General features: G+C 72.8%; 23 protein-coding genes and 2 pseudogenes. 11 read left to right on the top strand and 14 right to left on the bottom strand.

Annotation, left to right across the window (positions count from 1 at the left end; genetic code table 11):
• Nucleotide 1: 1 nt before the first annotated feature.
• From NR112_RS19875 to NR112_RS19860, 4 genes are all read right to left on the bottom strand, one after another.
• Entirely contained in the window at nucleotides 2-1,060 is a 1,059-nt protein-coding gene (locus NR112_RS19875; RefSeq protein WP_256796025.1) for an N-acetylneuraminate synthase family protein, read from the bottom strand.
• Nucleotides 1,057-1,701: a NeuD/PglB/VioB family sugar acetyltransferase gene (locus NR112_RS19870; protein WP_256796024.1), complete on the bottom strand. Its 645-nt coding sequence runs from the start codon at nucleotides 1,699-1,701 to the stop codon at nucleotides 1,057-1,059. Before NR112_RS19870 ends, NR112_RS19875 begins: the two co-directional genes overlap by 4 nt.
• Nucleotides 1,698-3,116 (bottom strand): hypothetical protein, encoded by a 1,419-nt coding sequence (locus NR112_RS19865; protein WP_256796023.1) that lies wholly within the window; start codon nucleotides 3,114-3,116, stop codon nucleotides 1,698-1,700. Before NR112_RS19865 ends, NR112_RS19870 begins: the two co-directional genes overlap by 4 nt.
• Nucleotides 3,117-3,192: 76 nt before the next feature.
• Complete coding sequence (locus tag NR112_RS19860) at nucleotides 3,193-4,629, bottom strand: oligosaccharide flippase family protein (protein ID WP_256796022.1); 1,437 nt, start codon at nucleotides 4,627-4,629, stop codon at nucleotides 3,193-3,195.
• Between the two features lie 101 nt (nucleotides 4,630-4,730).
• Here NR112_RS19860 and NR112_RS19855 point away from each other — a divergent pair, with 101 nt between their 5' ends.
• Genes NR112_RS19855 through NR112_RS19845 form a run of 3 tightly spaced genes read left to right on the top strand, consistent with a single transcriptional unit; the run spans nucleotide 4,731 to nucleotide 7,323 of the window.
• Nucleotides 4,731-5,759 (top strand): Gfo/Idh/MocA family oxidoreductase, encoded by a 1,029-nt coding sequence (locus tag NR112_RS19855; protein ID WP_256796021.1) that lies wholly within the window; start codon nucleotides 4,731-4,733, stop codon nucleotides 5,757-5,759.
• A complete protein-coding gene (locus tag NR112_RS19850) occupies nucleotides 5,756-6,538 on the top strand; it encodes an acylneuraminate cytidylyltransferase family protein (protein ID WP_256796020.1) in 783 nt (260 codons plus the stop codon). The genes NR112_RS19855 and NR112_RS19850 overlap by 4 nt, the downstream gene beginning before the upstream one ends.
• Nucleotides 6,535-7,323 carry an SDR family oxidoreductase gene (locus NR112_RS19845; RefSeq protein WP_256796019.1) on the top strand — a complete coding sequence of 263 codons (789 nt, stop codon included), beginning with the start codon at nucleotides 6,535-6,537 and terminating at the stop codon, nucleotides 7,321-7,323. The genes NR112_RS19850 and NR112_RS19845 overlap by 4 nt, the downstream gene beginning before the upstream one ends.
• An 86-nt stretch (nucleotides 7,324-7,409) precedes the next feature.
• On the opposite strand, the gene NR112_RS19840 is transcribed toward NR112_RS19845, so the two are convergent.
• Nucleotides 7,410-8,429: an LLM class F420-dependent oxidoreductase gene (locus NR112_RS19840; protein ID WP_256796018.1), complete on the bottom strand. Its 1,020-nt coding sequence runs from the start codon at nucleotides 8,427-8,429 to the stop codon at nucleotides 7,410-7,412.
• Nucleotides 8,430-8,503: 74 nt separating this feature from the next.
• On the opposite strand from NR112_RS19840, the gene NR112_RS19835 reads away from it, so the two are divergent.
• Both NR112_RS19835 and NR112_RS19830 read left to right on the top strand, forming a co-directional pair.
• Nucleotides 8,504-8,968, top strand: a complete 465-nt coding sequence (locus NR112_RS19835; protein WP_256796017.1) for a CoA-binding protein — start codon at nucleotides 8,504-8,506, stop codon at nucleotides 8,966-8,968.
• Between the two features lie 7 nt (nucleotides 8,969-8,975).
• Nucleotides 8,976-9,653, top strand: coding sequence for an alpha/beta fold hydrolase (locus NR112_RS19830; RefSeq protein ID WP_256796016.1), 678 nt, complete (start codon nucleotides 8,976-8,978; stop codon nucleotides 9,651-9,653).
• 56 nt (nucleotides 9,654-9,709) lie between these two features.
• Here NR112_RS19830 and purE read toward each other — a convergent pair whose 3' ends face one another.
• From purE to NR112_RS19790, 8 genes are all read right to left on the bottom strand, one after another.
• On the bottom strand, nucleotides 9,710-10,243 hold the full coding sequence (gene purE / locus NR112_RS19825; RefSeq protein ID WP_256796015.1) for a 5-(carboxyamino)imidazole ribonucleotide mutase: 534 nt from the start codon (nucleotides 10,241-10,243) through the stop codon (nucleotides 9,710-9,712).
• Nucleotides 10,240-11,436, bottom strand: coding sequence for a 5-(carboxyamino)imidazole ribonucleotide synthase (locus NR112_RS19820; protein WP_256796014.1), 1,197 nt, complete (start codon nucleotides 11,434-11,436; stop codon nucleotides 10,240-10,242). Before NR112_RS19820 ends, purE begins: the two co-directional genes overlap by 4 nt.
• Nucleotides 11,437-11,457: 21 nt before the next feature.
• Nucleotides 11,458-12,111: a GtrA family protein gene (locus NR112_RS19815; RefSeq protein WP_256796013.1), complete on the bottom strand. Its 654-nt coding sequence runs from the start codon at nucleotides 12,109-12,111 to the stop codon at nucleotides 11,458-11,460.
• A 41-nt stretch (nucleotides 12,112-12,152) separates the two neighbouring features.
• Nucleotides 12,153-13,181, bottom strand: coding sequence for a HAMP domain-containing sensor histidine kinase (locus NR112_RS19810; RefSeq protein ID WP_256796012.1), 1,029 nt, complete (start codon nucleotides 13,179-13,181; stop codon nucleotides 12,153-12,155).
• A gap of 2 nt (nucleotides 13,182-13,183) precedes the next feature.
• A complete protein-coding gene (locus NR112_RS19805) occupies nucleotides 13,184-13,861 on the bottom strand; it encodes a response regulator transcription factor (RefSeq protein ID WP_020145846.1) in 678 nt (225 codons plus the stop codon).
• 108 nt (nucleotides 13,862-13,969) lie between these two features.
• Entirely contained in the window at nucleotides 13,970-14,815 is an 846-nt protein-coding gene (locus NR112_RS19800; RefSeq protein ID WP_256796011.1) for an enoyl-CoA hydratase/isomerase family protein, read from the bottom strand.
• A 20-nt stretch (nucleotides 14,816-14,835) separates the two neighbouring features.
• Nucleotides 14,836-16,029: an adenylate/guanylate cyclase domain-containing protein gene (locus NR112_RS19795; protein ID WP_256796010.1), complete on the bottom strand. Its 1,194-nt coding sequence runs from the start codon at nucleotides 16,027-16,029 to the stop codon at nucleotides 14,836-14,838.
• Nucleotides 16,030-16,036: 7 nt separating this feature from the next.
• On the bottom strand, nucleotides 16,037-16,960 hold the full coding sequence (locus NR112_RS19790) for a biotin--[acetyl-CoA-carboxylase] ligase (protein WP_256796009.1): 924 nt from the start codon (nucleotides 16,958-16,960) through the stop codon (nucleotides 16,037-16,039).
• Nucleotides 16,961-16,984: 24 nt separating this feature from the next.
• Between NR112_RS19790 and NR112_RS19785 the strand changes: the two genes are divergently transcribed.
• The 3 genes and pseudogenes from NR112_RS19785 to NR112_RS23235 all read left to right on the top strand — a co-directional run.
• Nucleotides 16,985-18,649: an acyl-CoA carboxylase subunit beta gene (locus NR112_RS19785; protein WP_256796008.1), complete on the top strand. Its 1,665-nt coding sequence runs from the start codon at nucleotides 16,985-16,987 to the stop codon at nucleotides 18,647-18,649.
• On the top strand, nucleotides 18,646-18,900 hold the full coding sequence (locus tag NR112_RS19780) for an acyl-CoA carboxylase subunit epsilon (protein ID WP_256796007.1): 255 nt from the start codon (nucleotides 18,646-18,648) through the stop codon (nucleotides 18,898-18,900). Before NR112_RS19785 ends, NR112_RS19780 begins: the two co-directional genes overlap by 4 nt.
• Before the next feature lie 54 nt (nucleotides 18,901-18,954).
• Nucleotides 18,955-19,725: pseudogene (locus NR112_RS23235) on the top strand (protein kinase); the annotation flags it as partial.
• A gap of 47 nt (nucleotides 19,726-19,772) precedes the next feature.
• Here NR112_RS23235 and NR112_RS23230 read toward each other — a convergent pair.
• Complete coding sequence (locus NR112_RS23230) at nucleotides 19,773-19,913, bottom strand: hypothetical protein (RefSeq protein ID WP_374513269.1); 141 nt, start codon at nucleotides 19,911-19,913, stop codon at nucleotides 19,773-19,775.
• Nucleotides 19,914-19,948: 35 nt separating this feature from the next.
• Between NR112_RS23230 and NR112_RS23225 the strand changes: the two are divergent.
• The 3 genes and pseudogenes from NR112_RS23225 to NR112_RS19765 all read left to right on the top strand — a co-directional run.
• Nucleotides 19,949-20,332, top strand: a pseudogene (locus NR112_RS23225) (hypothetical protein); the annotation flags it as partial.
• 24 nt (nucleotides 20,333-20,356) lie between these two features.
• On the top strand, nucleotides 20,357-20,647 hold the full coding sequence (locus tag NR112_RS19770; protein ID WP_256796005.1) for a PASTA domain-containing protein: 291 nt from the start codon (nucleotides 20,357-20,359) through the stop codon (nucleotides 20,645-20,647).
• A 74-nt stretch (nucleotides 20,648-20,721) separates the two neighbouring features.
• On the top strand, nucleotides 20,722-22,416 hold the full coding sequence (locus NR112_RS19765) for a DUF885 domain-containing protein (RefSeq protein ID WP_256796004.1): 1,695 nt from the start codon (nucleotides 20,722-20,724) through the stop codon (nucleotides 22,414-22,416).
• The last annotated feature ends 13 nt before the right edge of the window (nucleotides 22,417-22,429 follow it).

Below are 22,429 nucleotides of genomic sequence, written 5' to 3'. Positions count from 1 at the left end.
GTCAGCCGACGAGGTCGGCGTCGGTGACGGGCGCGCCGGCCTCGACGGCGCGGGCCAGGACGCGGCCGCGGATGTCGATGGCGGGGCTGACGCCGCCCTCGGGTCGCAGCAGCTGCAGGTCGGTGCCCGCGAGCTCCGTGCCGGCCGGCATCGCGTGCGCCGCGTGCCACGACCGTCGGACGAGGACGGCGTTCTCCTCCTCCGACGGCATGCGCACCTTGACGCCGTCGCCGAGCGCCAGCGCGAGCTGCTTCGTCGTCGCGACGTAGTCGGTGAGGGCGTCCGGCTCGAGGCTGGCGAGGTGGTCGGGGCCGGGGAGGCTGCGGTCGCTCGTGAAGTGCTTCTCGAGGATCGGCGCCCCGAGCGCCACGGCGCCGAGCGCCGTCGTGAGGCCGGGCGTGTGGTCCGACCACCCCACGGGTATGCCGTGCAGCTCGGTCAGGCGCGGGATGACCCGCAGGTTGCACTCCTCGACGGGCGCCGGGTAGGCCGAGACGCAGTGGAAGAGCACGAGGCCCGGCGCGTCGGCGCAGGCCTCGACGGCCGCCTCGACCTCGTCCTGGGTGCCCATGCCCGTCGAGACGAGCAGGACGACCCCGAGTCGGGACATCTCGCGCAGGTAGGGCAGGTTCGTCAGCTCTCCGGAGCTGACCTTGAGCGCGGGCAGCCCCAGCTCGACGAGCATCTCGGCGCTGTCGAGGTCGAAGGGCGTCGAGAGGAAGGTCGTCCCCGCCTCGGTGGCGTGGTCGCGCAGCTCGACCCACGCCTCCTTGGGCAGGGTCAGGGCCTCGAGCAGGCTGCGCTGGTCCGCGCTTCCCCCGCGGTCACGCTGGTAGGGCGTCGTCGCGGCCGCCGACGAGACGAGCTTGTCGGGCGAGAACGTCTGGAACTTCACGGCATCCGCACCGGACGCGACCGCGATGTCGACGAGGCGGTGGGCCAGCTCGATGTCGCCGTTGTGGTTGACCCCGGCCTCCGCGATGACGTAGACGTCACCGGGGGTCGGGACCTCCACGTCGCCGATGGCGACCGGGTGGACGGCGTTCAGGTGGTCGCTCATGCGGTGCCTCCGGGGGGGCGCGTGGCTGCGGGGACTCCGACGACGGTCTCGCCGTCGACGACGGGCGTCGTGACCACGGCGCCGGCGCCGACGGTGACACCTGACCCGACCGTGACGCCGGGAAGGATGCGTGCGCCGCTGCCGACGAGGGTCAGCTCGCCGATGGACGCGGCACCGAGGAGCACGGCGCCGGGCGCGACGTGGGAGCCGGCGCCGACGGTGCAGTCGTGCTCCACGACGGCCGCGGTGTTGACGACGACGGCCTCGCCGAGGGTGCTGGACGGTCCGACGTGCGCGTGCTCGAGCACGACCGAGCCGGCCCCGAGGACGCTGCGGGCAGAGACCGTCGCGGTGGCGGCGATGACCGGCGGCACCGAGAGCCCGCGGGCCACGAGCTCGCGCACGAGACGGGCTCGGACCGGGTTGGCGCCGACGGCGACGACCGCGTGGAGTCCCTGCGCCGCGAGCAGCTCGAAGGCCTCCCGGTCGTCGACGAGCACGTCGACGTGCCAGGACTCGCCTGCCGGGACGACGCCCGAGACCGCCGCGACGGTGTGGCCGGCGCGCTCCAGGACGTCGACGACCGAGCGCGCATGGCCGCCCGCGCCGAGGACCACCCAGCCCGTGCCGTCGCCCGTCACGTGGGCCCGCTCCGGTGGCCGAGCGCGGCCGCAGCCTCGCCGAGCGCGCCGCCGACCTTGCGGATGTTGTCGGGCTCGAGCACGGCGGGCACCCGCGGCGGGTCGAGCACGAGGCCCTCCCACGAGTTGCGCACGTAGTCGTGGACGAACCACTCGTCGATCGAGGCCTGGTCGGCGCGCAGCGACTCCCAGCCGCGCTCGGCGACGAACTGCGTCAGGTCGTCGGGCGAGTCGAGCCGCGCGACGTTGCCCAGGCCGCTCCACGGCATCTCGGCTCCGGTGACGACGGGCAGGCCGAGGAGGCCGGCCTCGAGGCCGACCGTGCCAGTCGCGGTGACGGTGAAGACCGCCTGCTTCATCAGGTCGCGCGAGTCGGCGAAGGGGTCGATCGTCGCGATGTTGGGATGGGCGTCGAACTGGGGCCAGTAGTCCGGGTCGCGACGCCACATGAAGTGCGCGTGCTCCTTGACGGCGACCCCGATGTCGAGCGGCGCGAGCGCGTCGGCGAGCACGCGGGCGGTGTAGGCCTGGTCGCGCCACTCCTGGCCCATGACGTCGGCGCTCGACTCGGGCTGCACCTGCAGCGGCACGAAGACGAACTTCTCCGGCACCGGGTCCCAGCGACGGTCCTGGTACTCGCGCAGGTTGAGCCGGGCCTTGACGGGGTTGAGCCACGGGAGCCGGGCGTAGTCCGAGGGCCGGGGCAGCTGGAGGTTCGCGCCGCGGTCGACGGCGAACTCCTTGATGCGGTCGCTCGCGAGCCGCCAGATCTCCTGGCCGGTCTCGACCTTGAGGTTGCGCGCGAAGCCCATCGGCCGGCCGTGCTCGGCACGCCACGTGTCGATGAAGGCCTGACCGGCGGCGAGGGCCGACGGGTCCTCGACCTGCCGCTCCCACAGGGTGATCCCCTTGGGCGCCCCGATGAGGCCGAATCGGTCGGACGGGAGGCGTATGCCGCGTGGCCACGTTGCGAGGCCGCCGTGGTGGGTCACGAGGCCCGCGGTGAGCAGCTCGGAGGTCACGGTGAACTCGACGAGCGCCAGCACCGGACCGCGCCCCTCGATGGCGGCCTCGAGCTCCTCGGCGGCGAGGTTGAGGAAGTTCATCGCCGTGTCGACGCGGTTGCGGCGCAGCGCCCGCTCGGACACGAGCAGGTCGAGGGGGTCGAGGCCGACCCCGGCACAGGCCCGCTTGAGGGCGGCGTGGGGCGCGAGGCCACTGACGACATTGGCCTTGCGCGCGGCGGCATACGGCAGCCGGACGGTCGTGGCACGCGGCGCGTGCCGGCGCACCCACGCGAGGTTGGCGTCCGTGCGGACGACGAGGATGAGGTCCTTCGTCTCGAAGCCCGCGTGCACGAGGGCCGGGACGAGGAGGTCGTCGTAGCCCAACCCCATGTGGACGAGCGGTGTCACCACGAAAGCGTCTCTCCTGCGTGTCGGTGCGTGTCGGTGCGTGCCGGATCGAGGTGAGCCGGGCGGGCGCCTCATCCTATCCGCGCAGCGTGCGCAGGATTCGCGGCGCGACGGCCAGGGCGCCCGCCCCGACGAGGGCTGCGAGCGCGACCCGCACCCAGGCAGCCGGCCCGTCCAGCGGCAGCACCGCCCCCACGAGGGCGAGGGCGACACCGGCGAGCGCCACCACGGCCACCCGCGGCGGCCAGCGCATCGGCGAGTGGGTCCGCGCGAACCACGTCGTCAGCGCCATGAGCACGACGTAGCCCACGGCCTTGGCGATGGCGACGCCGACGACCCCTCCCGTCGCGCCTGAGCGCGGCGCGAGCCAGAGCGCGACGAGGACGACGACCGCGAGCGCGACGAGCGCGGCCCACGCGAGGCGGCCGGTGCGCTCCGCGTCGAGCACGGCCAGCGACGAGCCCTGGTAGAGCATGTACGACACCGACACGGTGCAGATGACCCCGAGCGCGCCGACCATGGCGACGTGGTCGAAGCCGGGGTCGGCCATGACGGCGACGAGCCACGGCCCGAGCAGCGCCACGCCGGCCGCGCCCGCCGCGACGACGGTCGTCAGGGCCGTGCCCGTGCGGGCCGTCCACGCCCAGCGGCGCTCGATGGGGTGCGAGAGCACGAGCGGTCCCCACGCGTTGAAGAGGGCGACGGCGAGGACGAACGGCATGTTCCCGAGCTGCAGCGCCACCTGGTAGCTGCCGGCGCCGGCCTCGCCGACGAGGACCCGGGCCAGCAGCACGTCGCCGGAGAGCAGGCCGAGCATCGCGGCCGCCTGCGGCAGCAGGGGCGTGGCCAGGCGGATGCCTGCCCGGACCCGCTCGCGCTCGACGGTGGGCGGCAACGGACGGCCGAGGACGAGGGCGACGAAGGCGGCCAGCACGACGACGCCGGCGTATGCCGTGAGGTACGTCCCCGCGGTCGGCTCGCCCCGCGCCGCGAGCAGTCCCGCGAGCTGTGCGCCGACGGTCGCGAGCACGGCGAGGGCGAGGAAGCCCCAGGGCTGGAGCCGCGCTCGCATCAGCGTCTGGCCGGCCACGACCGTCGTCAGGGCCACCGCGGCGATGACGAGCGGCACCCACTGTCGGAGGTCCGCGTGCCCGGTGGCCGAGAGGAGCAGGGCCAGCGCGAGCCCGACGACGCCGAGCCCGAGGGCCAGCAGCACCATCGTCCCGGCGAGAGCGCGCGCGACCCGCGGGCCCTCGGCGCCGCGGTGGTGCTCGCGGAGCACGACCTGTGGCAGTCCGGCGGCGGCGATGGTGCCGACCATCTGCACGACGACGAGGCCTGTCGCCACGCGACCGAACTCGACGACGCCGAGCACCCGGGTGGCGAAGGGCAGGACGAGGAGGACGCCGAGGCCCTGCAGCGCCGTGCCGACGAGGTAGACGACCGAGTGCGCCCCGAGCGAGCCGCCCGCGCGGTCGGCGGTGGGCGCGGTGTCCTCGGGCGTGCTCGTCACAGGCTCGAAGGTACCGGTGCGGCACCGGGGCACCGCTCAACCGCCCGCCCCTGAGCCCGGCGACCTGCGCGGTGCGGGGCGCCGTCCTCTAGCCTGCAGGTGTGCCCAGCCCGTCTCCGTCGTCGATGCCCGTGGTCGTGCGCGGCTCCGGCTCCATCGGGCAGCGGCACGCGCGCGTCTTCCGGCAGGAGGGCGCGGACGTCGCGCTCTGGCCGGTCCGCGACCGAAAGCTCGGCGCGGGCGCCGTCGACGACGTCACCGGCGCGCGCCTCCTCGACGACACGACGGGGCCGGCCACCCTGCAGGGTGCTCTCGTCGTCATCGCCACCGACACGGCCCGACACGTCAGCGACACCGTCGTGGCGCTCGACGCCGGTGCGGCGTCGGTCCTCGTCGAGAAGCCCGTCGCCGGGACGGCGGACGACGCGACCGTGCTGCGCTCCCACCCGCGGACCCAGGACATCTGGGTCGCCGCGCCACTCCGGGCGCACGAGGCGTTCCGCCACCTGCGCCGTCTCGTCGGTCGCATCGACGGACCGGCCTCGGCCCACGTGCGCTCGCAGTCGTGGCTGCCGGACTGGCGGCCCGACCGCGACTACCGCGAGTCCTACTCGGCCCGCCGCGACGAGGGTGGTGTGCTGCGCGACATGGTCCACGAGATCGACTATGCCGGCGTGCTCTTCGGCCGCCCCCACCTCGTCGGCGGGCGCCTCGAGACGAGCGGTCCGCTCGACATCGAGGCGGAGCAGGCCGCCACGCTGCTCTGGACGACGCGCGACCGCTTCACCGTGACGGCGCGCCTCGACTACGTCACCCGCCCGACATCGCGGGGAGTCGTCATCCACAGCCCGGACGGCATCCTCGAGTGGGACGTCACGCGCGCGATGGTTCGTCACACGACCTCCGACGGCGAGGTGAGCGAGCAGGTCTTCGAGCACGACCTGGACCGCGACATCGTCATGGGCACCCAGGCGCGCGCGGCCCTCGGGCTCAAGCCGTGGTCCCCCGCGGCACAGCGGATCGCCCGGGGGGCGCCGGCCACCCTGGTCGACGGCATCGACGCCGTCCGCCTCTGCGACGAGGCCAGAGCCCTGGCCTCGCAGGCCCCCGACCCCGAGGACGGCTCGTGACCAACACCCCGCCCCGCGTCCTCGCGGTCATCCCGGCACGTGGCGGCTCGAAAGGTCTGCCCGGCAAGAACATCCGTCCGATGTGGGGCGTGCCCCTCATCGCCCACAGCATCCGTGCCGCGGGCCTCACGGCCGAGGTCACCCGCTGCGTCGTGACCACCGACTCGGCCGAGATCGCCGACGTCGTGCGCGCCCACGGTGGCGAGGCCCCGTTCCTGCGCCCCGTCGACCTCGCGGCCGACGACACCCCCATGGCTCCCGTCGTGCGTCATGCCCTCGAGTGGGTCGAGCGCGACGAGGGCGCCTCCTACGACGCGGTGCTCCTCCTCGACCCGACGAGTCCCGCACGAGTGCCGTCCCAGCTGGCCGAGGCCGTCCGACGCCTCGCCACGACGCCCGCCCTCGACGGCGTCATCAGCGTCTCCGAGCCCACCTTCAACCCGGTGTGGGTCGGCGTGCGCCCTGACGGATCCCGCGACGGCGCACTCTCCCGCTACTTCGAGGCAGGCACGGGCGTCACCCGACGGCAGGACGTCGGCCGGTTCCTGCGGATCAACGGCAACTTCTACCTCTGGCGGGCCGACTTCGTGCGTCGCCTCGAGAGCTCGTGGTTCGACGAAGGCACGCACGAAGGGCTCGAGATCCCCGAGGCCCAGGCCTTCTCCATCGACGACGAGTACGAGTTCCGGCTCATCGAGGCCCTCATCGGCGCCGGCCTCATCACGCTGCCGTGGCTCGACGTCGCCGCCCCCATCGCCCAGACGGAGGAAGCACGATGACGACCACGCCCACGACGTCGCTGACCGGACGCACGGCGGTCGTGACCGGGGGCGCGGGACCGCTCGGCCGCGTGCTCGCCGACGCCCTGGCGACGGCGGGCGCCCGCATCGTCGTCGTCGACCTCGATGGGGAGAGCTGCGCGGCTGCCGCCGACGCCTTGCCCGGCAGCGACCACGTCCCCCTCGGTGCCAACCTACTTGACTCACAAGGGATCTCGCGTGTCGTCGACGTCGTCCGCGACCTCGGCGCCTGCGACGTCCTCGTCAACAACGCCGCGTTCACCGGCACTTCCGGCGTCCCCGGGTATGCCGTCCCCTTCGAGGAGCAGACCGACGACGCATTCGCGATGGCGCTGGCCCTCAACCTCACGGCGCCCTTCTCGCTGACCCGGCAGCTCGCGCCGCTCCTGCGTGCCTCGGGTCACGGGAGCGTCGTCAACGTGTCGAGCATCTACGGTCTCGTCGGGCCCAACATGGGTCTCTACGAGGGCACCCGGATGGGCAACCCCGCCGCCTACGCGGCGAGCAAGGGAGGCATGGCCCAGCTGACCCGCTACCTCTCGACGGTGCTCGCGCCCGACGTGCGGGTCAACGCCTTTGCGCCCGGGGGCATCGCGCGCGGTCAGGACGAGGCGTTCGTCGAGCGCTACGAGCGGCTCACGCCGCTGGGCCGGATGGGCACCGAGGACGACTTCCGCGGCGTCGTCACGTGGCTCGCCTCGGACGCGTCCGCCTACGTCACCGGCCAGGTCGTCGCCGTCGACGGCGGCTGGACCGCCTGGTAGGCCACGGCACCGACCCGGTTCGAGGTGATGCCGGCACCCACGTGGGTGCCGGCATCATCTCGAACGGCGGCCTCGGAGCAGGCGCGTCAGGCCGTCAGCTCGGGAGCGACGGTCTGCTCGAAGAGCTCGATGCCCGAGCGGTCGTAGGCGGCCTCCGCGAAGTACGTGATGGCATACGTCATCCCGCGGGCCTCCATGTCCTTGAGCGTCGTGACGATCTTGTCGGGCGTGCCCACCGCGGGCTGCTTGCGGAGGTCCTCGACGGCACCCGCGGCCTTGTCGTCGGCCACGCCGCCCTTGCGGAGCAGCTCGCCGTAGAACTGGAGGCGGTCCTCGACGTCGGCGTCGGTCTCGCCGATGACGACGTTGTAGTTGGACGAGCGCACGATCTCGCCGAAGTCGCGGCCGCGGTCGTCGCAGTGACCCTTGAGGATCGCGCTCTTGTGGTCGAAGCCCTCGGGGCTGCCGTCGAAGTTCGTGTAGTCGGCGTACTCCGCGGCGATCTTCAGCGTCACCTTCTCGCCCCCGCCGGCGATCCACATGGGGATGCCGTTGAGGGCGCTGCCCGGGTGGCTCGTGCCCTGCAGGGGACGGGGCGCGCAGAGGGCGCCGTCGACCTGGTAGTACGTCCCGTCGACCGTCGCCGACCCCGTCGTCCACATGTCGCGGAAGACCTGGACGCCTTCGCGGAGGGCGCCGAGGCGGTCGCCGGCTTTGGGGAAGCCGTAGCCGTAGGCGCGCCACTCGTGCTCGTACCAACCGGCGCCGATGCCCATCTCGGTGCGACCGCCGGAGATGACGTCGACGGTCGCCGCGACCTTGGCGAGGTAGGCGGGGTTGCGGTAGGTCATGCACGTGCACATCTGCCCGAGCCGCACCCGGCTCGTGGCGGCACCGAAGGCCGCCATGAGCGACCACGCCTCGTGCGTCGCCTCGCCCGAGGGCTGCGGCACGGTGTGGAAGTGGTCGTAGACCCAGATGGACTCGAAGACGTCTCCGTCGTCGGCGTGCTTGGCGAGGTTGACCATGGCTTCCCACTGCTGGGCGGGCTCGATGCCGACGAGGTCCATACGCCAGCCCTGGGGAACGAACATTCCGAATCGCATCCAGCCATCCAACCACGGTCGGCCGGACGCCGTCGGGGCGCGGTCCCGGCACGCCGACGTGTGAAGATGACGGAATGAGTCAGCACCGCAACGACCCCGACGTCATCCGGGACCTGCTCCACACCCCGGCCACGTGGGCCGTCGTCGGTCTCGGTGACAACCCCGACCGCACGGCCTACCGCGTGTCCCTGTGGCTCCAGCGCGAGCTCGGCATCCGCCTCGTGCCGGTGCACCCGAGCGCCGCGACCGTGCACGGCGCGGTCGGCCACGCGACGCTGGCCGACATCCCCGACGGCACCGTTGTCAAGGTCGTCGACTGCTTCGTCAACAGCGGCCACGTGGGACAGGTCGTCGACGAGGCGATCGCCGAGCGAGAGCGGCTCGGCATCGAGGCGTTGTGGCTGCAGCTCGGGGTCATCGACGAGGAGGCCGCTGCTCGCGCGGAGGCGGCCGGGCTCTCGGTCGTCATGGACACCTGTCCCAAGATCGAGTACCCCCGCATCCAGCCGGGGGACGGCGCGTCGGCCGTCACCGACTGACGCCACGATGGCGGCGGTCGTCCTCCACGAGCAGCGTTGGGGCGTCCCGAGCGGGCTGCCCTGCGTCCTGCTCGTGCACGCCACGGGAGACACGTCGGCGGACTGGGCCGAGGTGGCGGCCGGACTCTCCGTCGACCGGCTCGTCGTCGCCGTCGACCTGCGCGGGCACGGCGAGAGCCCGCGGCCCGGCAGCTATGCGCTGGGTGAGCTGGCGGAGGACCTCGTCGTGGTGGCCGACTCCCTGGCGGCCGAGCAGGGCCGTCCGGTCGACGTCGTCGCCCACTCGCTGGGAGGCCTCGTCGCCTGTCTCCTCGCGAGCCGTCGCCCCGGCCTCGTCCGGCGCCTCGTCCTCGAGGACGTGCCCGTCCCCCACCCTCGCGACCCCCGACCGCCGGAGCGCCCCGACGGCGACCTGGCCTTCGACTGGGAGGCGGTCCTCCAGGTGCGCGCGCAGATCGACGAGCCGGACCCGGCGTGGCCGCAGGTCGTCGCCGGTGTCACCGCCCCGACGCTCGTCGTCTGGGGTGGCCCGAGCAGTCCCATGCCGGCCGAGCACGTCGCGGAGATGGCTGAGACCGTCGCCGACGGCCGCCTCCTGCGCATCGACGCCGGGCACCTCGTCCACGCCCGCCAGCCCGTCGCGTTCACGGCAGCCGTGCGCGGCTTCCTCGCTCTGCCGGACTGACCGAGGGCGGAGGCCGACAGCATGGTCCCCGGTCGCCCGCGGGGAGCGGCTCCGGCTCAGTCGGTGAGGCCGCGGGCGACCTGCTCGCGCAGCGATGCCCCCTTGGCGTGCGCCTGGTCGCGCAGGTCGGCCTGGAAGGCGACCATGCGCTCGCGGACGTCGGCGGCGAGGTCGTCGGACCCGGTGCCGACGATCCGCGCCGCCAGCAGCCCGGCGTTGCGCGCGCCACCGATCGACACGGTCGCGACCGGCACGCCGGCCGGCATCTGGACGATCGAGAGCAGCGAGTCCATGCCGTCGAGGTACTTGAGCGGCACGGGCACCCCGACGACCGGGAGCGGCGTCACCGACGCGAGCATCCCGGGCAGGTGGGCGGCTCCCCCGGCGCCGGCGACGACGACGCGCAGGCCGCGCCGGGCGGCGTTCTGGCCGTAGGCGATCATCTCGTCGGGCATCCGGTGGGCCGACACGACGTCGGCCTCGTAGGGGATCCCGAACTCCTCGAGCGCACGGGCTGCCTCGCGCATGACGGGCCAGTCGCTGTCGCTGCCCATGACGATGCCGACGACGGGCGCGGTGCTCTCGGTCATTCGGTGATCACTCCTCTGAGGTAGTCGGCCGCGTGACCGGCGCGCTCGCGCGCATCGTCCAGCTCGGCGCCACTGACGTTGACGTGCCCGATCTTGCGGCCCGGCCGCACGCCCTTGCCGTAGACGTGCACCTTGGCGCCGGGGTCGCGGGCCATGATGTGGCGGTACGCGGGGTAGAGGTGCTCGTAGTCGCCGCCGAGGACGTTGGCCATGACGGTCCACGGCGCCCGGGGGCGCGGGTCGCCGAGCGGCAGGTCGAGCACGGCACGCAGGTGCTGCTCGAACTGTCCGGTGACGGCTCCGTCCATCGACCAGTGACCGCTGTTGTGCGGACGCATCGCCAGCTCGTTGACGACGTAGGCCGAAGCGCCGCCCGTGCCGGGGCGCACCTCGAACATCTCGACGGCGAGCACGCCGGTGACCCCGAGCTCGCCGGCGATCCGCAGCGCGGCCTCGGTGGCCACCGAGGCGAGGTCCGCGTCGAGCTCCGGGGCGGGCGCGAGCACCTCCGTGCAGATGCCGTCGGTCTGGACCGTCTCGACGACGGGCCACGCCGCGGCCTGGCCGGACGGGCTGCGGGCGATGAGGACGGCCAGCTCCCGCACGAAGTCGACCTTCTCCTCGAGGAGCAGGCCGTGCTCGAGCGGGCCGGGCTCGCCGATGCGGGAGATCCACTCCCCGAGGTCGTCGGCCGAGGAGGCGACCACCACGCCCTTGCCGTCGTAGCCGCCCCGGGGGGTCTTCGCGACGATCGGCCAGCCGACGTCGTCACCGAAGGCGGTGACCTCGTCGGCGGAGCGTGCACGCGCCCATCGAGGGCACGCGATCCCGAGCGCGCTGAGGCGCTCGCGCATCGCGAGCTTGTCCTGGGCGAAGTTGAGGGCGGCGCGGGTGGGGTGGATGGCCACCCCGTCGGCCTCGAGCGCCTCGAGCACGGCAGGCGGCACGTGCTCGTGGTCGAAGGTGACGACGTCGCAGTGCTGCGCGAAGGCGCGGACCGTCTCGAGGTCGGTGTGCTCGCCCACGGGTGAGCTCGGCACGACGAGGGCCGCTGCCGCGGTGTCGCTCTCGGCGAGCACCGACAGCTGGACGCCCAGCTCGACGGCGGGGCCCTGCATCATGCGGGCGAGCTGTCCGCCGCCGACGACACCGACGACGGGGAATCCTCCGGGGGCGCGCTTCGGCTGGGTCACGACGCCCAAGCGTAGTCGCCGTCAGCGGAGCGGGTCGTGGCGCCCCGGCACCGCTCCGGCGCGTGGGTCCGCGTTGCTCGACGCGACGGTCTCGTCCCCCTCGTCGGAGAGCACGGCCTCGACGTGGCTGGGGTCGGCGAGGTCGGGGTGGTGGGTGCGTACGGCCGCGAAGGTCCACAGCTTGTTGAGCACGAACGAGATGGGGGTGACGACGGCGATGACGATGAGCTGCGCCCAGTAGAGCCGGGTGCGGAAGCCCGTGGAGTCGTCGAAGACCGTCGGCGAGAGGTGGATCGGCGAGTCGAGATGCATGAGGAGCGTCAGCAGCACGAGGCCGATGACCTGACCGAGCAGGCCCACGGCCAGGAACGGCCAGTACTCGTGCCACCAGCGCGCGTGCTTGCTGGTGCGGAAGGTCCACGTGCGGTTGAGCTGGAAGTTCCAGAGGTTCGCGACGAGGAAGGCGATGGTCGAGTAGACGTGGTACCAGCGGACGTTGAACTCCGTGCCGGGGACGCCGACGATCGCCTGGTTGAAGCCCGGCCCGAGCTTCTTGACGACGACGAGGGTGAGGAGGTTGATGAGCACACCTGAGACGCCAACGGCCGCGAACCGGAGCAGCAGCAGCCAGTTGTGCCGGTGGCGCACGAACAGGAACTCATGCAGGCGCCTCACCGGGGCACCCTACCCCGGCAGCCAGAGGGTCCCGTCAGCGTTCAGTCGGTCTCGGCCTCGGAGAGGAACAGCGCGAAACGCGCCGGCTGGGCCTGGACGAGGTCGAGGCGACCGCCGTTGGACTCCGCGAGGTCGCGGGCGAGCGCCAGCCCCAGCCCGGTGCTGCCGCCGGCTCCGCTGCTGACCGAGCGCTCGAAGATGTGCGGGGCCATGGCGGCCGGCACGCCGTCGCCCTGGTCACTGACCTCGACGATGACCGACGGGCCCGAGCGACGCGCGTGCACGTCGACGGTGCCCCGTCCGTGCACGAGGGAGTTCTCGAGCAGCGTCGAGAGCACCTGCGAGAGCGCGACCGGCGTCGACCGGACGAAGAGGCCGCGCTCGCCACGGACCCGCACCGAGCGGCGCGCCTGCTCGAAGGCGGGCTGCCACTCGCGCTGGAGGGCGGCGATGACGGAGTCGAGCGACACGGCCGGCGACGGCCCACCGGAGCCGCGGGTGCGGCCGAGCAGGTCATCGACGACACGGGTCAGCCGCTCGACCTGGGCGATCGCGATCGTCGCCTCCTCCTTGACGACCTCGGCGTCGTCGGTCTCGGAGATCTCCTCGAGGCGCATGAGCAGGGCCGTGAGCGGAGTGCGCAGCTGGTGCGAGGCGTCCGCGGCGAAGTCGCGCTCGGCCGCGAGCGACTTCGTCATGTCGTGGGCCCGACGGGTCATGACGCCCGACACGTGGTCGATCTCGTCGATGTCCGAGTGCACCGGTGTCAGGCGCGCCTCCCCCGCCGCGAAGCGGCTGGCGAGGTGGACGAGCTCCTGCGAGGACTGCTCGACGTGCGCCCGGGTGCCCAGGGTGGCGAGGTAGGCCGCGCCACTGCTCAGCGCGCCGATCCCGAGCATGATGGCACCGAACCGGGCGATCCCGACGGACGGGTCGGAGGAGATCCACGCGGTGACGGTGCCGGGTTGCTGCGTCACCGCCCAGGCGACGACCGCCGTCGAGAGGAGCACGACGAGCCCGGCGCACACGACGGCCACGACGAGCGCCATCCGGTCGAGCACTCGGCGCACGGTCAGTCGACCTGGGGACGCTCGAAGCGGAAGCCGACGCCACGGACGGTGGCGATGTACTGCGGGGACGTCGCGTCGTCGCCGAGCTTCCGGCGCAGCACCGAGATGTGCATGTCGAGGGTCTTCGTCGACCCGAACCACGCGGTGTCCCAGATCTCGCGCATCAGCTGCTCGCGCGAGACGACCTTGCCCTGCTCGCGCACGAGCACCCGCAGCAGGTCGAACTCCTTGGCCGTGAGCTGCAGCTCCTCGCCCTTGAACCAGGCGCGACGGCCGTCGGAGTCGATGCGAACCAGCTCACCCGACGCGACGACCTCGGTGGGGGTGCGCCGCAGCAGGGCCCGCACCCGGGCGAGCAGCTCGGCGAGTCGGAAGGGCTTGGTGACGTAGTCGTCGGCACCGGCGTCGAGCCCCACGACCGTGTCGACCTCGTCGGCGCGGGCCGTGAGGATGAGGACGGGGATGGCGCGGCCCTCGGCCCGGATGCGGCGACACACCTCGAGCCCGTCGATCTTCGGCAGACCGAGATCGAGCAGCACGAGGTCGGGGTTCTCCTTGGCACCGTCGAGCGCAGCGACACCGTCCTCGCGCACGTCGACGTCGTAGCCCTCTCGCCGCAGCGCACGCGCCAACGGTTCGGAGATGGCTGGGTCGTCCTCCGCCAGGAGCACTCGGGTCATGTCACCGTCCTCAGGATCTGCCGGCCCGGGGGTGCACCGACCGTCGTGAGCCTATCGACAACGGCCCGATGTGCACCCTGACCCCCCGGCGACACGGCGGATGGGGCCTCAGCGACCGGGCCAGACGGGGCGCCGCTTCTCCGCAAAGGCGGCCACACCCTCGCGCCGGTCGCCGGAGAAGGCCGTCGCGCGCCAGCAGCCGTCCTCGATCTCCAGGCCCGCCTCGAGACCCACGTCGGAGCCGAGGCGCATGGCTCGCTTGGCGTTCCGCAGCCCGACGGGCGAGTTCGCCGCGATCGTCCGGGCCAGCTCCAGGGCTCGGTCACGGGCCGTGCCGGCAGCGACGACCTCGTCGACGGCGCCGAGCTCGAGGGCCTCGCGGGCCGGCAGCCGCGCGGCCGTGAAGATGGCCCTGGCCGCCCGCGACCACCCGACCCGGCGCACGAGCAGCTGCGTGCCGCCACCGCCCGGGATGACCCCGACGCTCACCTCCGGCAGGCCGACGACGGCGCCCTCTCCCGCCACCACGAGGTCGCACGAGAGCGCCAGCTCGAAGCCACCCCCGAGCGCGAAGCCGTCGACGGCGGCGATGGCCGGCACCGGCAAGTCGAGGACGCCGGTGTAGGCCGCCCGGGCGAGGGGGCGCTGCTCCATGAGCTCTGCGTCCGAGAAGCCGTTGCGCTCCTTGAGGTCGGCGCCGACGCAGAACGCCTTCGCGTGGCTCGAGGTCAGCACGACGCAGCGCACCGACTCGTCCGCCGCGACCCGGGCCGTGGCCGCCGTGATGGCACGGGCCATCGCCGTCGACACGGCGTTCATCGCCTCGGGACGGTCGAGGACGATCTCGACGACGTGCGCGAGCTCCGGGTCCTCGAAGCGCTCGACGCGCACCAGGGTGGGCTCGTCCGGCCCCGCGCTGGCGGTGGCGTCGGCGGCGGTCGGCGTTGACGGCATACGAAGGACTCCTTCGGGGGTCACGCGTCGGTGCGCGACGTGGCTCGGTGGGTGGTGTCGGGGAGCGGCTCGCCCGAGACGGAGCGGCGGCCGGCGGACGTCGCGCGACGCAGCAGCGATGGGGTCACGGGGCCGACACCGCGCAGGATGCGTCGGCGCTGGCCGGTCAGCTCGAAGCCCGAGAGACTCGCGAGCTCGCGCGCCATCGTCGCGTCGACGAGGACGCTCCCGGCCTGGGCCACGGCGGTCAGGCGCGACGCCCGGTTGACCGTGGTGCCGAAGACGTCGCCGAGGCGGGAGATGATCGGTCCGCGCGCCATCCCGCAGCGCACGTCGGGCAGCACGTCGTCGTCGGTCATCGTCTCGACGAGGTCGAGCGCGATGGCCGCTGCGGGTGCGGCGCCCATCGTCGTGAAGAGCACCTCGTCACCGACCGTCTTGATGAGCCGGCCGCCGTGCGCGGTGATGACGTCGGCCGAGAGCGCCTCGAAGCGGGACACGAGCCGGGCGAGGTCGCGCTCGGACATCCGCCGGACGAGTGCCGTGAAGTTGACGAGGTCGGCGAAGCCCACCGAGCGCATCTTCGTCATGCCGTAGGACTCGGGGTCGGCGTCGGCGAGCATGCGCGCGACGGTGGCCGACAGGTGCCGGCGCCACGCGTAGACGAGGAGTGGCTCGAGGCGGTCGGTGAGCACGGCAAGGCGCTTTGCCGTCTCGGTGGCGGTCTCGATGCTCGGCACCGAGCGGGACTCGTGCTCGTCGTCGTCGGCCTCGTCGGCGAGGACCGCACTCATGTGGTTCTCGACGGCCTCGGCGATGAGCTGCGACTGCCAGCCTGCGAGGCGGTCGGCCGAGCGGGCGAAGGCGCGGGTCATCGAGAGCGCCGTCGGCTCGTCGAGCAGCCCGTCCCGGACGATGCCGGCGACAGCGGCGAGCGCCTTCTGGTCGGCCTCGGTGAACAGCTCGTCGTCGGTGTCGACGACGGGAAAGCCCAGCGCGTGCCAGAACTTGCGTGCCGACAGCAGGGAGACCTCGGCGCCGCGGCTCACCTCGCGGCGACGCAGCTCGAGCGGACGCCCGAGCAGCCGCTCCGTGTAGTCCTCGCTGACCCGCCCGACGGTCTCGGGGCCCTGGGTGCCCTGGGTGCCCTGGGTGCCCTCGGCGTCCTCGGCGTCCTCGGCGCCCTGGGTGCCTTGGGGGCCCGGCTCGGTCATGGCCCGATCATGCCAGTCCGCCAGCCGCGGGCCGGACGTGGACGACGTCACCTGCCGCGAAGGTCCGCACGCCGTGGTCGGTGCGCACGACGAGCGCGCCGTCGTCGTCGACGCCGACAGCGGTTCCCTCGACCGCGACCCCCGTCGGCAGGTGCACCCGGACCGTGAGCCCGATGGTCGAGCAGGCCTCGCGGTATGCCGTCCGCACCTCCGCTGCGCCGGACCCATCCAAGGCGTCGGCGCCGACTCCGGCTCCGGTCAGCACGGCCCTGAGCTCGTCGAGGTAGGCGACGAGGAGCTCCTCCCGGCGCACCCGGGCGCCGGCGAGCGCCAGCGACGTGGCCGTGTCGACGGGCAGCTCCTCCCGGGTCTGGTCGATGTTGACGCCGGTCCCCACGACGACCGCCTGAACGGAGCCCACGGTGACGAGCTCGCAGAGGATGCCGCTCAGCTTGCGGTCGCCGTCCTCGGCGAGGAGCACGTCGTTGGGCCACTTGAGCCGGGCCGTCAGCGCGGCGCCCGTGGCCTCGGTCACTCGGCGCACCGCTCGCGACAGCGCCAGTCCGGCGAGCAGTGGCATCCAGCCCGCCTGGGTGGGGTCGGCGACCGGCACTGCGACGCTGACGGCGAGCGAGGCCCGGTCGGGCACCGTCCAGGCCCGGCCGAGACGGCCGCGCCCACCGGTCTGGTGGTCGGTGAGGACGACCCACCAGAGTCCGGCGTCGTCGTCGCGGCGCCCGGCGGCATACGGCCCTGCGGCATACGGCCCGGTCGACCCAGCCGCGTCGGGCTGCTCCGCCGTGCCGGTCAGCAGCTCGCGCAGCCGGGTGTTCGTCGACCCCAGGGCCGGGTGGAACTCCACCCCGCGCCACGGCCGTCCGGACGTGACCAAGGCCGCACTCACAGTCTCGATGTCGAGCGAATCGCGCACGTCCACAAGGCTAGAGTGCCGAGCATGGCCACCGATCACGCCGTCGCAGAACAGTCGACCAGCACGTCGCCGGAGAGCGCCACACCACAGGCGGAGACGGCCCCAGGGCCCGACCTCACGACCACCGCCGGCAAGCTCGCCGATCTCAAGCGGCGCGTCGCCGAGGTCGCCAACGCCGGCTCCGAGCGGGCGGTCGAGAAGCAGCACGCGCGCGGCAAGAAGACCGCGCGCGAGCGCATCGAGATGCTCCTCGACGAGGGGACGTTCATCGAGCTCGACAAGTACGCCCGGCACCGCAGCAACAACTTCGGCCAGGACCAGAACCGGCCCTACGGCGACGGCGTCGTCACCGGCTACGGCATGGTCGACGGCCGCCAGGTGGCGGTCTTCGCCCAGGACTTCACCGTCTTCGGCGGATCCCTCGGCGAGGTCTTCGGCGAGAAGATCGTCAAGGTCATGGACTTCGCGATGAAGATCGGCTGCCCCGTCATCGGCCTCAACGACTCCGGCGGCGCCCGCATCCAGGAAGGGGTCGTCTCGCTCGGCCTCTACGGCGAGATCTTCTTCCGCAACGTCCGAGCGTCGGGCGTCATCCCGCAGATCTCCCTCGTCATGGGCCCCTGCGCCGGTGGTGCCGTCTACTCCCCCGCGATCACCGACTTCACCGTCATGGTCGACCAGACCAGCCACATGTTCATCACCGGCCCCGACGTCATCAAGACCGTGACCGGGGAGGACGTCGGCTTCGAGGAGCTCGGCGGGGCGCTGACGCACAACAGCAAGTCGGGCGTCGCGCACTACATGGGCACCGACGAGCAGGACGCCATCGACTACGTCAAGGCGCTCCTGTCCTACCTGCCGAGCAACAACCTCGAGACCCCGCCCTCCTACGGCGACGGCGAGGCCGACCTCTCGGTCACCGACGACGACCGCTGGCTCGACACGTGCATCCCGGACTCGCCCAACGTCCCCTACGACATGAAGCAGGTGATCGAGCACCTCGTCGACGACGGCGAGTTCCTCGAGGTCCAGCCCCTCTTCGCGCCGAACATCCTCACCGGCTTCGCCCGCATCGACGGCATGTCGGTCGGCATCGTGGCCAACCAGCCGCTCCAGTTCGCCGGGTGCCTCGACATCGACGCGTCCGAGAAGGCCGCACGCTTCGTCCGCACCTGCGACTGCTTCAACGTCCCGGTCCTCACGCTCGTCGACGTCCCCGGCTTCCTGCCCGGCACGAGCCAGGAGTGGGACGGCATCATCCGCCGCGGCGCGAAGCTCATCTACGCCTACGCCGAGGCCACCGTCCCCAAGATCACCGTCATCACCCGCAAGGCCTACGGCGGCGCCTACGACGTCATGGGCTCCAAGCACCTCGGCGCCGACATCAACCTCGCATGGCCCACCGGGCAGATCGCCGTCATGGGCGCCCAGGGCGCCGTCAACATCCTCTACCGCAAGGAGCTCAAGGCGACCGCGGAGCAGGGCGGCGACGTCGACGCCCAGCGCCAGGAGCTCATCACCCACTACGAGGAGACGCTCGCCAACCCGTACGTCGCGGCCGAGCGCGGCTACATCGACACCGTCATCAGCCCCTCCAACACGCGGATGAACGTCACGCGCGCCCTCCGGGCCCTGCAGAACAAGCGCGAGACGCTCCCGCCCAAGAAGCACGGGAACATCCCACTGTGACCGATCCCGAGGCCCCCGAGGCCCCCGAGGCCCCCGAGGCCCCCGAGGCCGCCGACGTCCCGCCCATGCTCCGCATCTCGGGTCACCCCACTCCCGAGCAGGTCGCGGCGCTCGTCGCCGTGCTGTCCGCCCTCGGCGGGGACGAGCCGGCACCCGAGCACGCCCGCTCGGCGTGGTCCGACCCGTCGTGGCGGCTCGTCGGGCCTTCGGCACGCCACGGTGGGTGGCGCCGCACCGGTCTGCCGCGCTGACGCGAGGCCCGTCGGTTGGCCGGGACCCGGCCTGCTGCCCTACGCTCGTTGCCCATGTCTGTTGAGTCGAGCCCCACCGTCCGGATCGCCGAGCGCTACTCCCTGCGTGAGCGCATCGCCGTCGGCGGCATGGGTGAGGTGCACCTCGCGACCGACGACCGCCTGGGCCGACTCGTCGCCGTCAAGGTGCTCGCCGCGGGGTTCGCCGACTCCCCCGACTTCGTCGAGCGCTTCCGCCGTGAGGCCCTGACGGCAGCCGCCCTCTCCCACCCGAACATCGCCCAGGTCTACGACTACGGCGTCGACGGCGACTCCCACTTCATCGTCATGGAGTATGCCGAGGGCCAAGACCTCGCCCAGGTGATCAGGGAGCACGGCCGACTCACCCCCGGCGACGCCGTCCGCATCGCCGAGCAGGTGTGCGCAGCGCTCGGCGCCGCCCACCGCGCCGGTGTCGTCCACCGGGACGTCAAGCCCGGCAACGTCATCGTCCGTTCCGACGGCACGGTGAAGGTGACCGACTTCGGCATCGCCCGGGCCCGCGGGCAGGCGTCGCTCACCGACACCGGGACCGTGATGGGGACGGCCGCCTACGTCGCGCCCGAGCAGGCCCGGGGTGAGGCCACGACGCCGTCGTCCGATCTCTACTCGCTCGGCATCCTGCTCTTCCAGATGTTGACCGGCTCCGTGCCCTTCGAGGGCGACACCCCCGTCGCGATCGCGATGCGCCACCTCGACGAGCCCGTACCGCTGCCCAGCTCGCGCGTCGCCGACCTCCCTGCGAACCTCGACGAGGTCGTCGTCCGCGCCACGGCCAAGTCGCCGGCCGATCGCTACGCCGATGCCGACGCCATGGCTGCCGCGCTGGTCGGTCACGAGATGCGCGCCGACGCCGCCACGCGTGCCCTGCCGGCCGGGGAGGCCACCTCGGTGCTCGACCTCGGCTCCGACAGCACGGCGGCCAGCACCGCGATGATGCCGACCGTCGGGCTGCCGTCGAGCGGCGAGCGCACCGTCGTCCACCCGGTGCCCCCCGGCGTACGCCGAGGTGACCGGCTCGACCCCGCCGGTCCCGCACGCGCCGGTCACGACCCGGCGCTCGAGCGCGGTGAGCCGCCGTCGCCCCGGCCCGAGCCCGGTCGTCTGGGTGCTCCTCGTCGCCGTCGTGGCGCTCGTGGGGATCCTCGGCTACATCCTGCTGTCGGGTTCGGACGCGCCCACGACCGCCGCTCGTGGCACGCGCCCATCGGCGACGTCCCAGAAGCCGACGCCCGCCCCGTCCACGACCGCCCCACCGTCCGACGGCAGCACCGTCCCCGGCGGCCTCGTCGGCCAGCAGCGCGACGCCGCGGTCAACGAGCTGATCGGGCTCGGCGTCGACGTGCGCTGGGTGCTCGTGCGCTCGACGCAGCCCGACGGTGCGGTCATGGGCAGCTACCCCGCCGAGGGCCAGCCCATGACGAAGGGGCAGACCGTCGCCCTCGTCGTCAGCCGCGGACACGCCCCTGAGCGGATCAACTCCTCCTTCGTCGTTCCCGACGGTCTCGTCGGCACGAGCGCCAAGGACGCGGAGAAGTCCGTCGACGGCAAGGACGTCCGCGTCACGCGGGTCACCGTCCCGTCCGACGGCGACAGCGGTCAGGTCCTCGCGACCTGGCCGACGGCAGGCACCCGGACCACCGACGGGATCGTCGTGCTCGTCGTGTCGGGCGATGCCAAGGGCGGCTCGTCCGACGGCGACGGCTGAGCCACGGCCCTGGGCACGAGCCAGGCGCCCACAATGCACTGGCACGGGACCGCGGGCTGGATTACGTTCGCCGAGTGACCGCCAACACCCAGACCGCGCGACCCCAGACCGACGTCGACCGCATCGCGGAGACCTACTTCGACGCGTCCGTCGCCCTCAGCCCCATCAACGCAACCTTCCTCGGCGTCCCCGGCGCCGAGGAGGAGCTCGACGACCTCTCCCCTGGCGGCAACGCTGCGGCTTCCGAGCTGCGCCGGGCCACCCTCGCCCAGCTCGCGGCCGCGAGCCCGACCGACGACGTCGACCGTGTCACCGTCGACGCCATGACCGAGCGTCTCCGGCTCTCGGAGGACCGGTTTGCCGCCGGGCTCGACGAGATGTCCCTCAACGTCCTCGCGTCCCCGCTCCAGGCGGTCCGCGACGTCTTCGACCTCATGCCGCAGGACACCGAGGACCACTGGCGCACCTTCGCCGTGCGCCTGACGAAGATCCCGGCCGCGCTCGAGGGGTACAAGGAGTCGCTGCTCCTCGCGCGCGAGCGCGGACAGGTCTCTCCGCGCCGCCAGGTCGAGGCCTGCGCCGACCAGTCCCGCGACCTCGTGGCCGACGACGGCTACTTCGCCAAGGTCGTGGCCGACGCGACCGTGGGTGACGCGCCGCTCGCGGGCGAGGTCAGGGACCAGCTCGCCGAGGGCGCGAAGGTGGCCGCGGCGGCATACGCGGACATCGCCGACTGGCTGGAGCGGGAGCTGCTGCCACACGCCCCCGAGGCCGACGCCTGCGGCATCGAGCGCTACCGGCTCGAGTCGCGCTACTTCCTCGGTGCCGCGGTCGACCTCGAGGAGACCTACCGCTGGGGCCAGCAGGAGGTGGCGAGCCTGCACGCCCAGATGAGCGAGATCGCCGAGGGCCTCGAGGCCGGGGCGAGCGTGCAGCGAGGGGTCGAGATCCTCGACGCCGACGACCGCTACGCCCTGCACGGCACGGACGCGCTCAAAGCCTGGATGCAGGAGCGCGCCGACGAGGTCATCGCCGACCTCAAGGAGGTCCACTTCGACATCCCCGAGCCGGTCCAGCGCATCGAGTGCATGATCGCCCCGACGCAGACCGGTGGCATCTACTACACCGGCCCGTCCGACGACTTCAGCCGGCCCGGCCGCATGTGGTGGTCGGTCCCCAAGGGCAACACCGAGTTCCGGACGTGGAACGAGCTGACGACCGTCTACCACGAGGGCGTCCCGGGCCACCACCTGCAGGTCGCGCAGACCGTCTACCGCTCCGAGCTGCTCAACAAGTGGCGGCGGCTCGAGGCGTGGACGTCCGGGCACGGTGAGGGCTGGGCTCTCTACGCCGAGCGGCTCATGGCCGAGCTCGGCTACATGGACGACCCCGGCAACCGGATGGGCTGGCTTGCGGGACAGTCGCTTCGGGCCGCGCGCGTCGTCATCGACATCGGCGTGCACTGCGGGTTCGACGCCCCGGAGGAGGTCGGCGGCGGCGCGTGGGACTACGACAAGGCATGGACCTACCTGACCCGCTACGGCTTCATGGACGAGAAGGTCCTCCGCTTCGAGCTGAACCGCTACCTCGGCTGGCCGGGCCAGGCGCCCAGCTACAAGATCGGCGAGCGCCTGTGGCTGCAGCTGCGCGACGAGGTCAAGCAGCGCGAAGGCGACGCGTTCGACCTCAAGGCCTTCCACCGCCGCGCCCTCGACATCGGCGGCGTCGGGCTCGACACCCTTCGCGGCGCGGTGCTGCAGGAGATCTGAGCGCCCGACCCGA

It is taken from the genome of Terrabacter sp. Ter38 (genome assembly GCF_024519435.1).
Taxonomy (GTDB): Bacteria; Actinomycetota; Actinomycetes; order Actinomycetales; family Dermatophilaceae; genus Terrabacter.
This window is presented reverse-complemented; position numbering and strand designations above follow the sequence as displayed.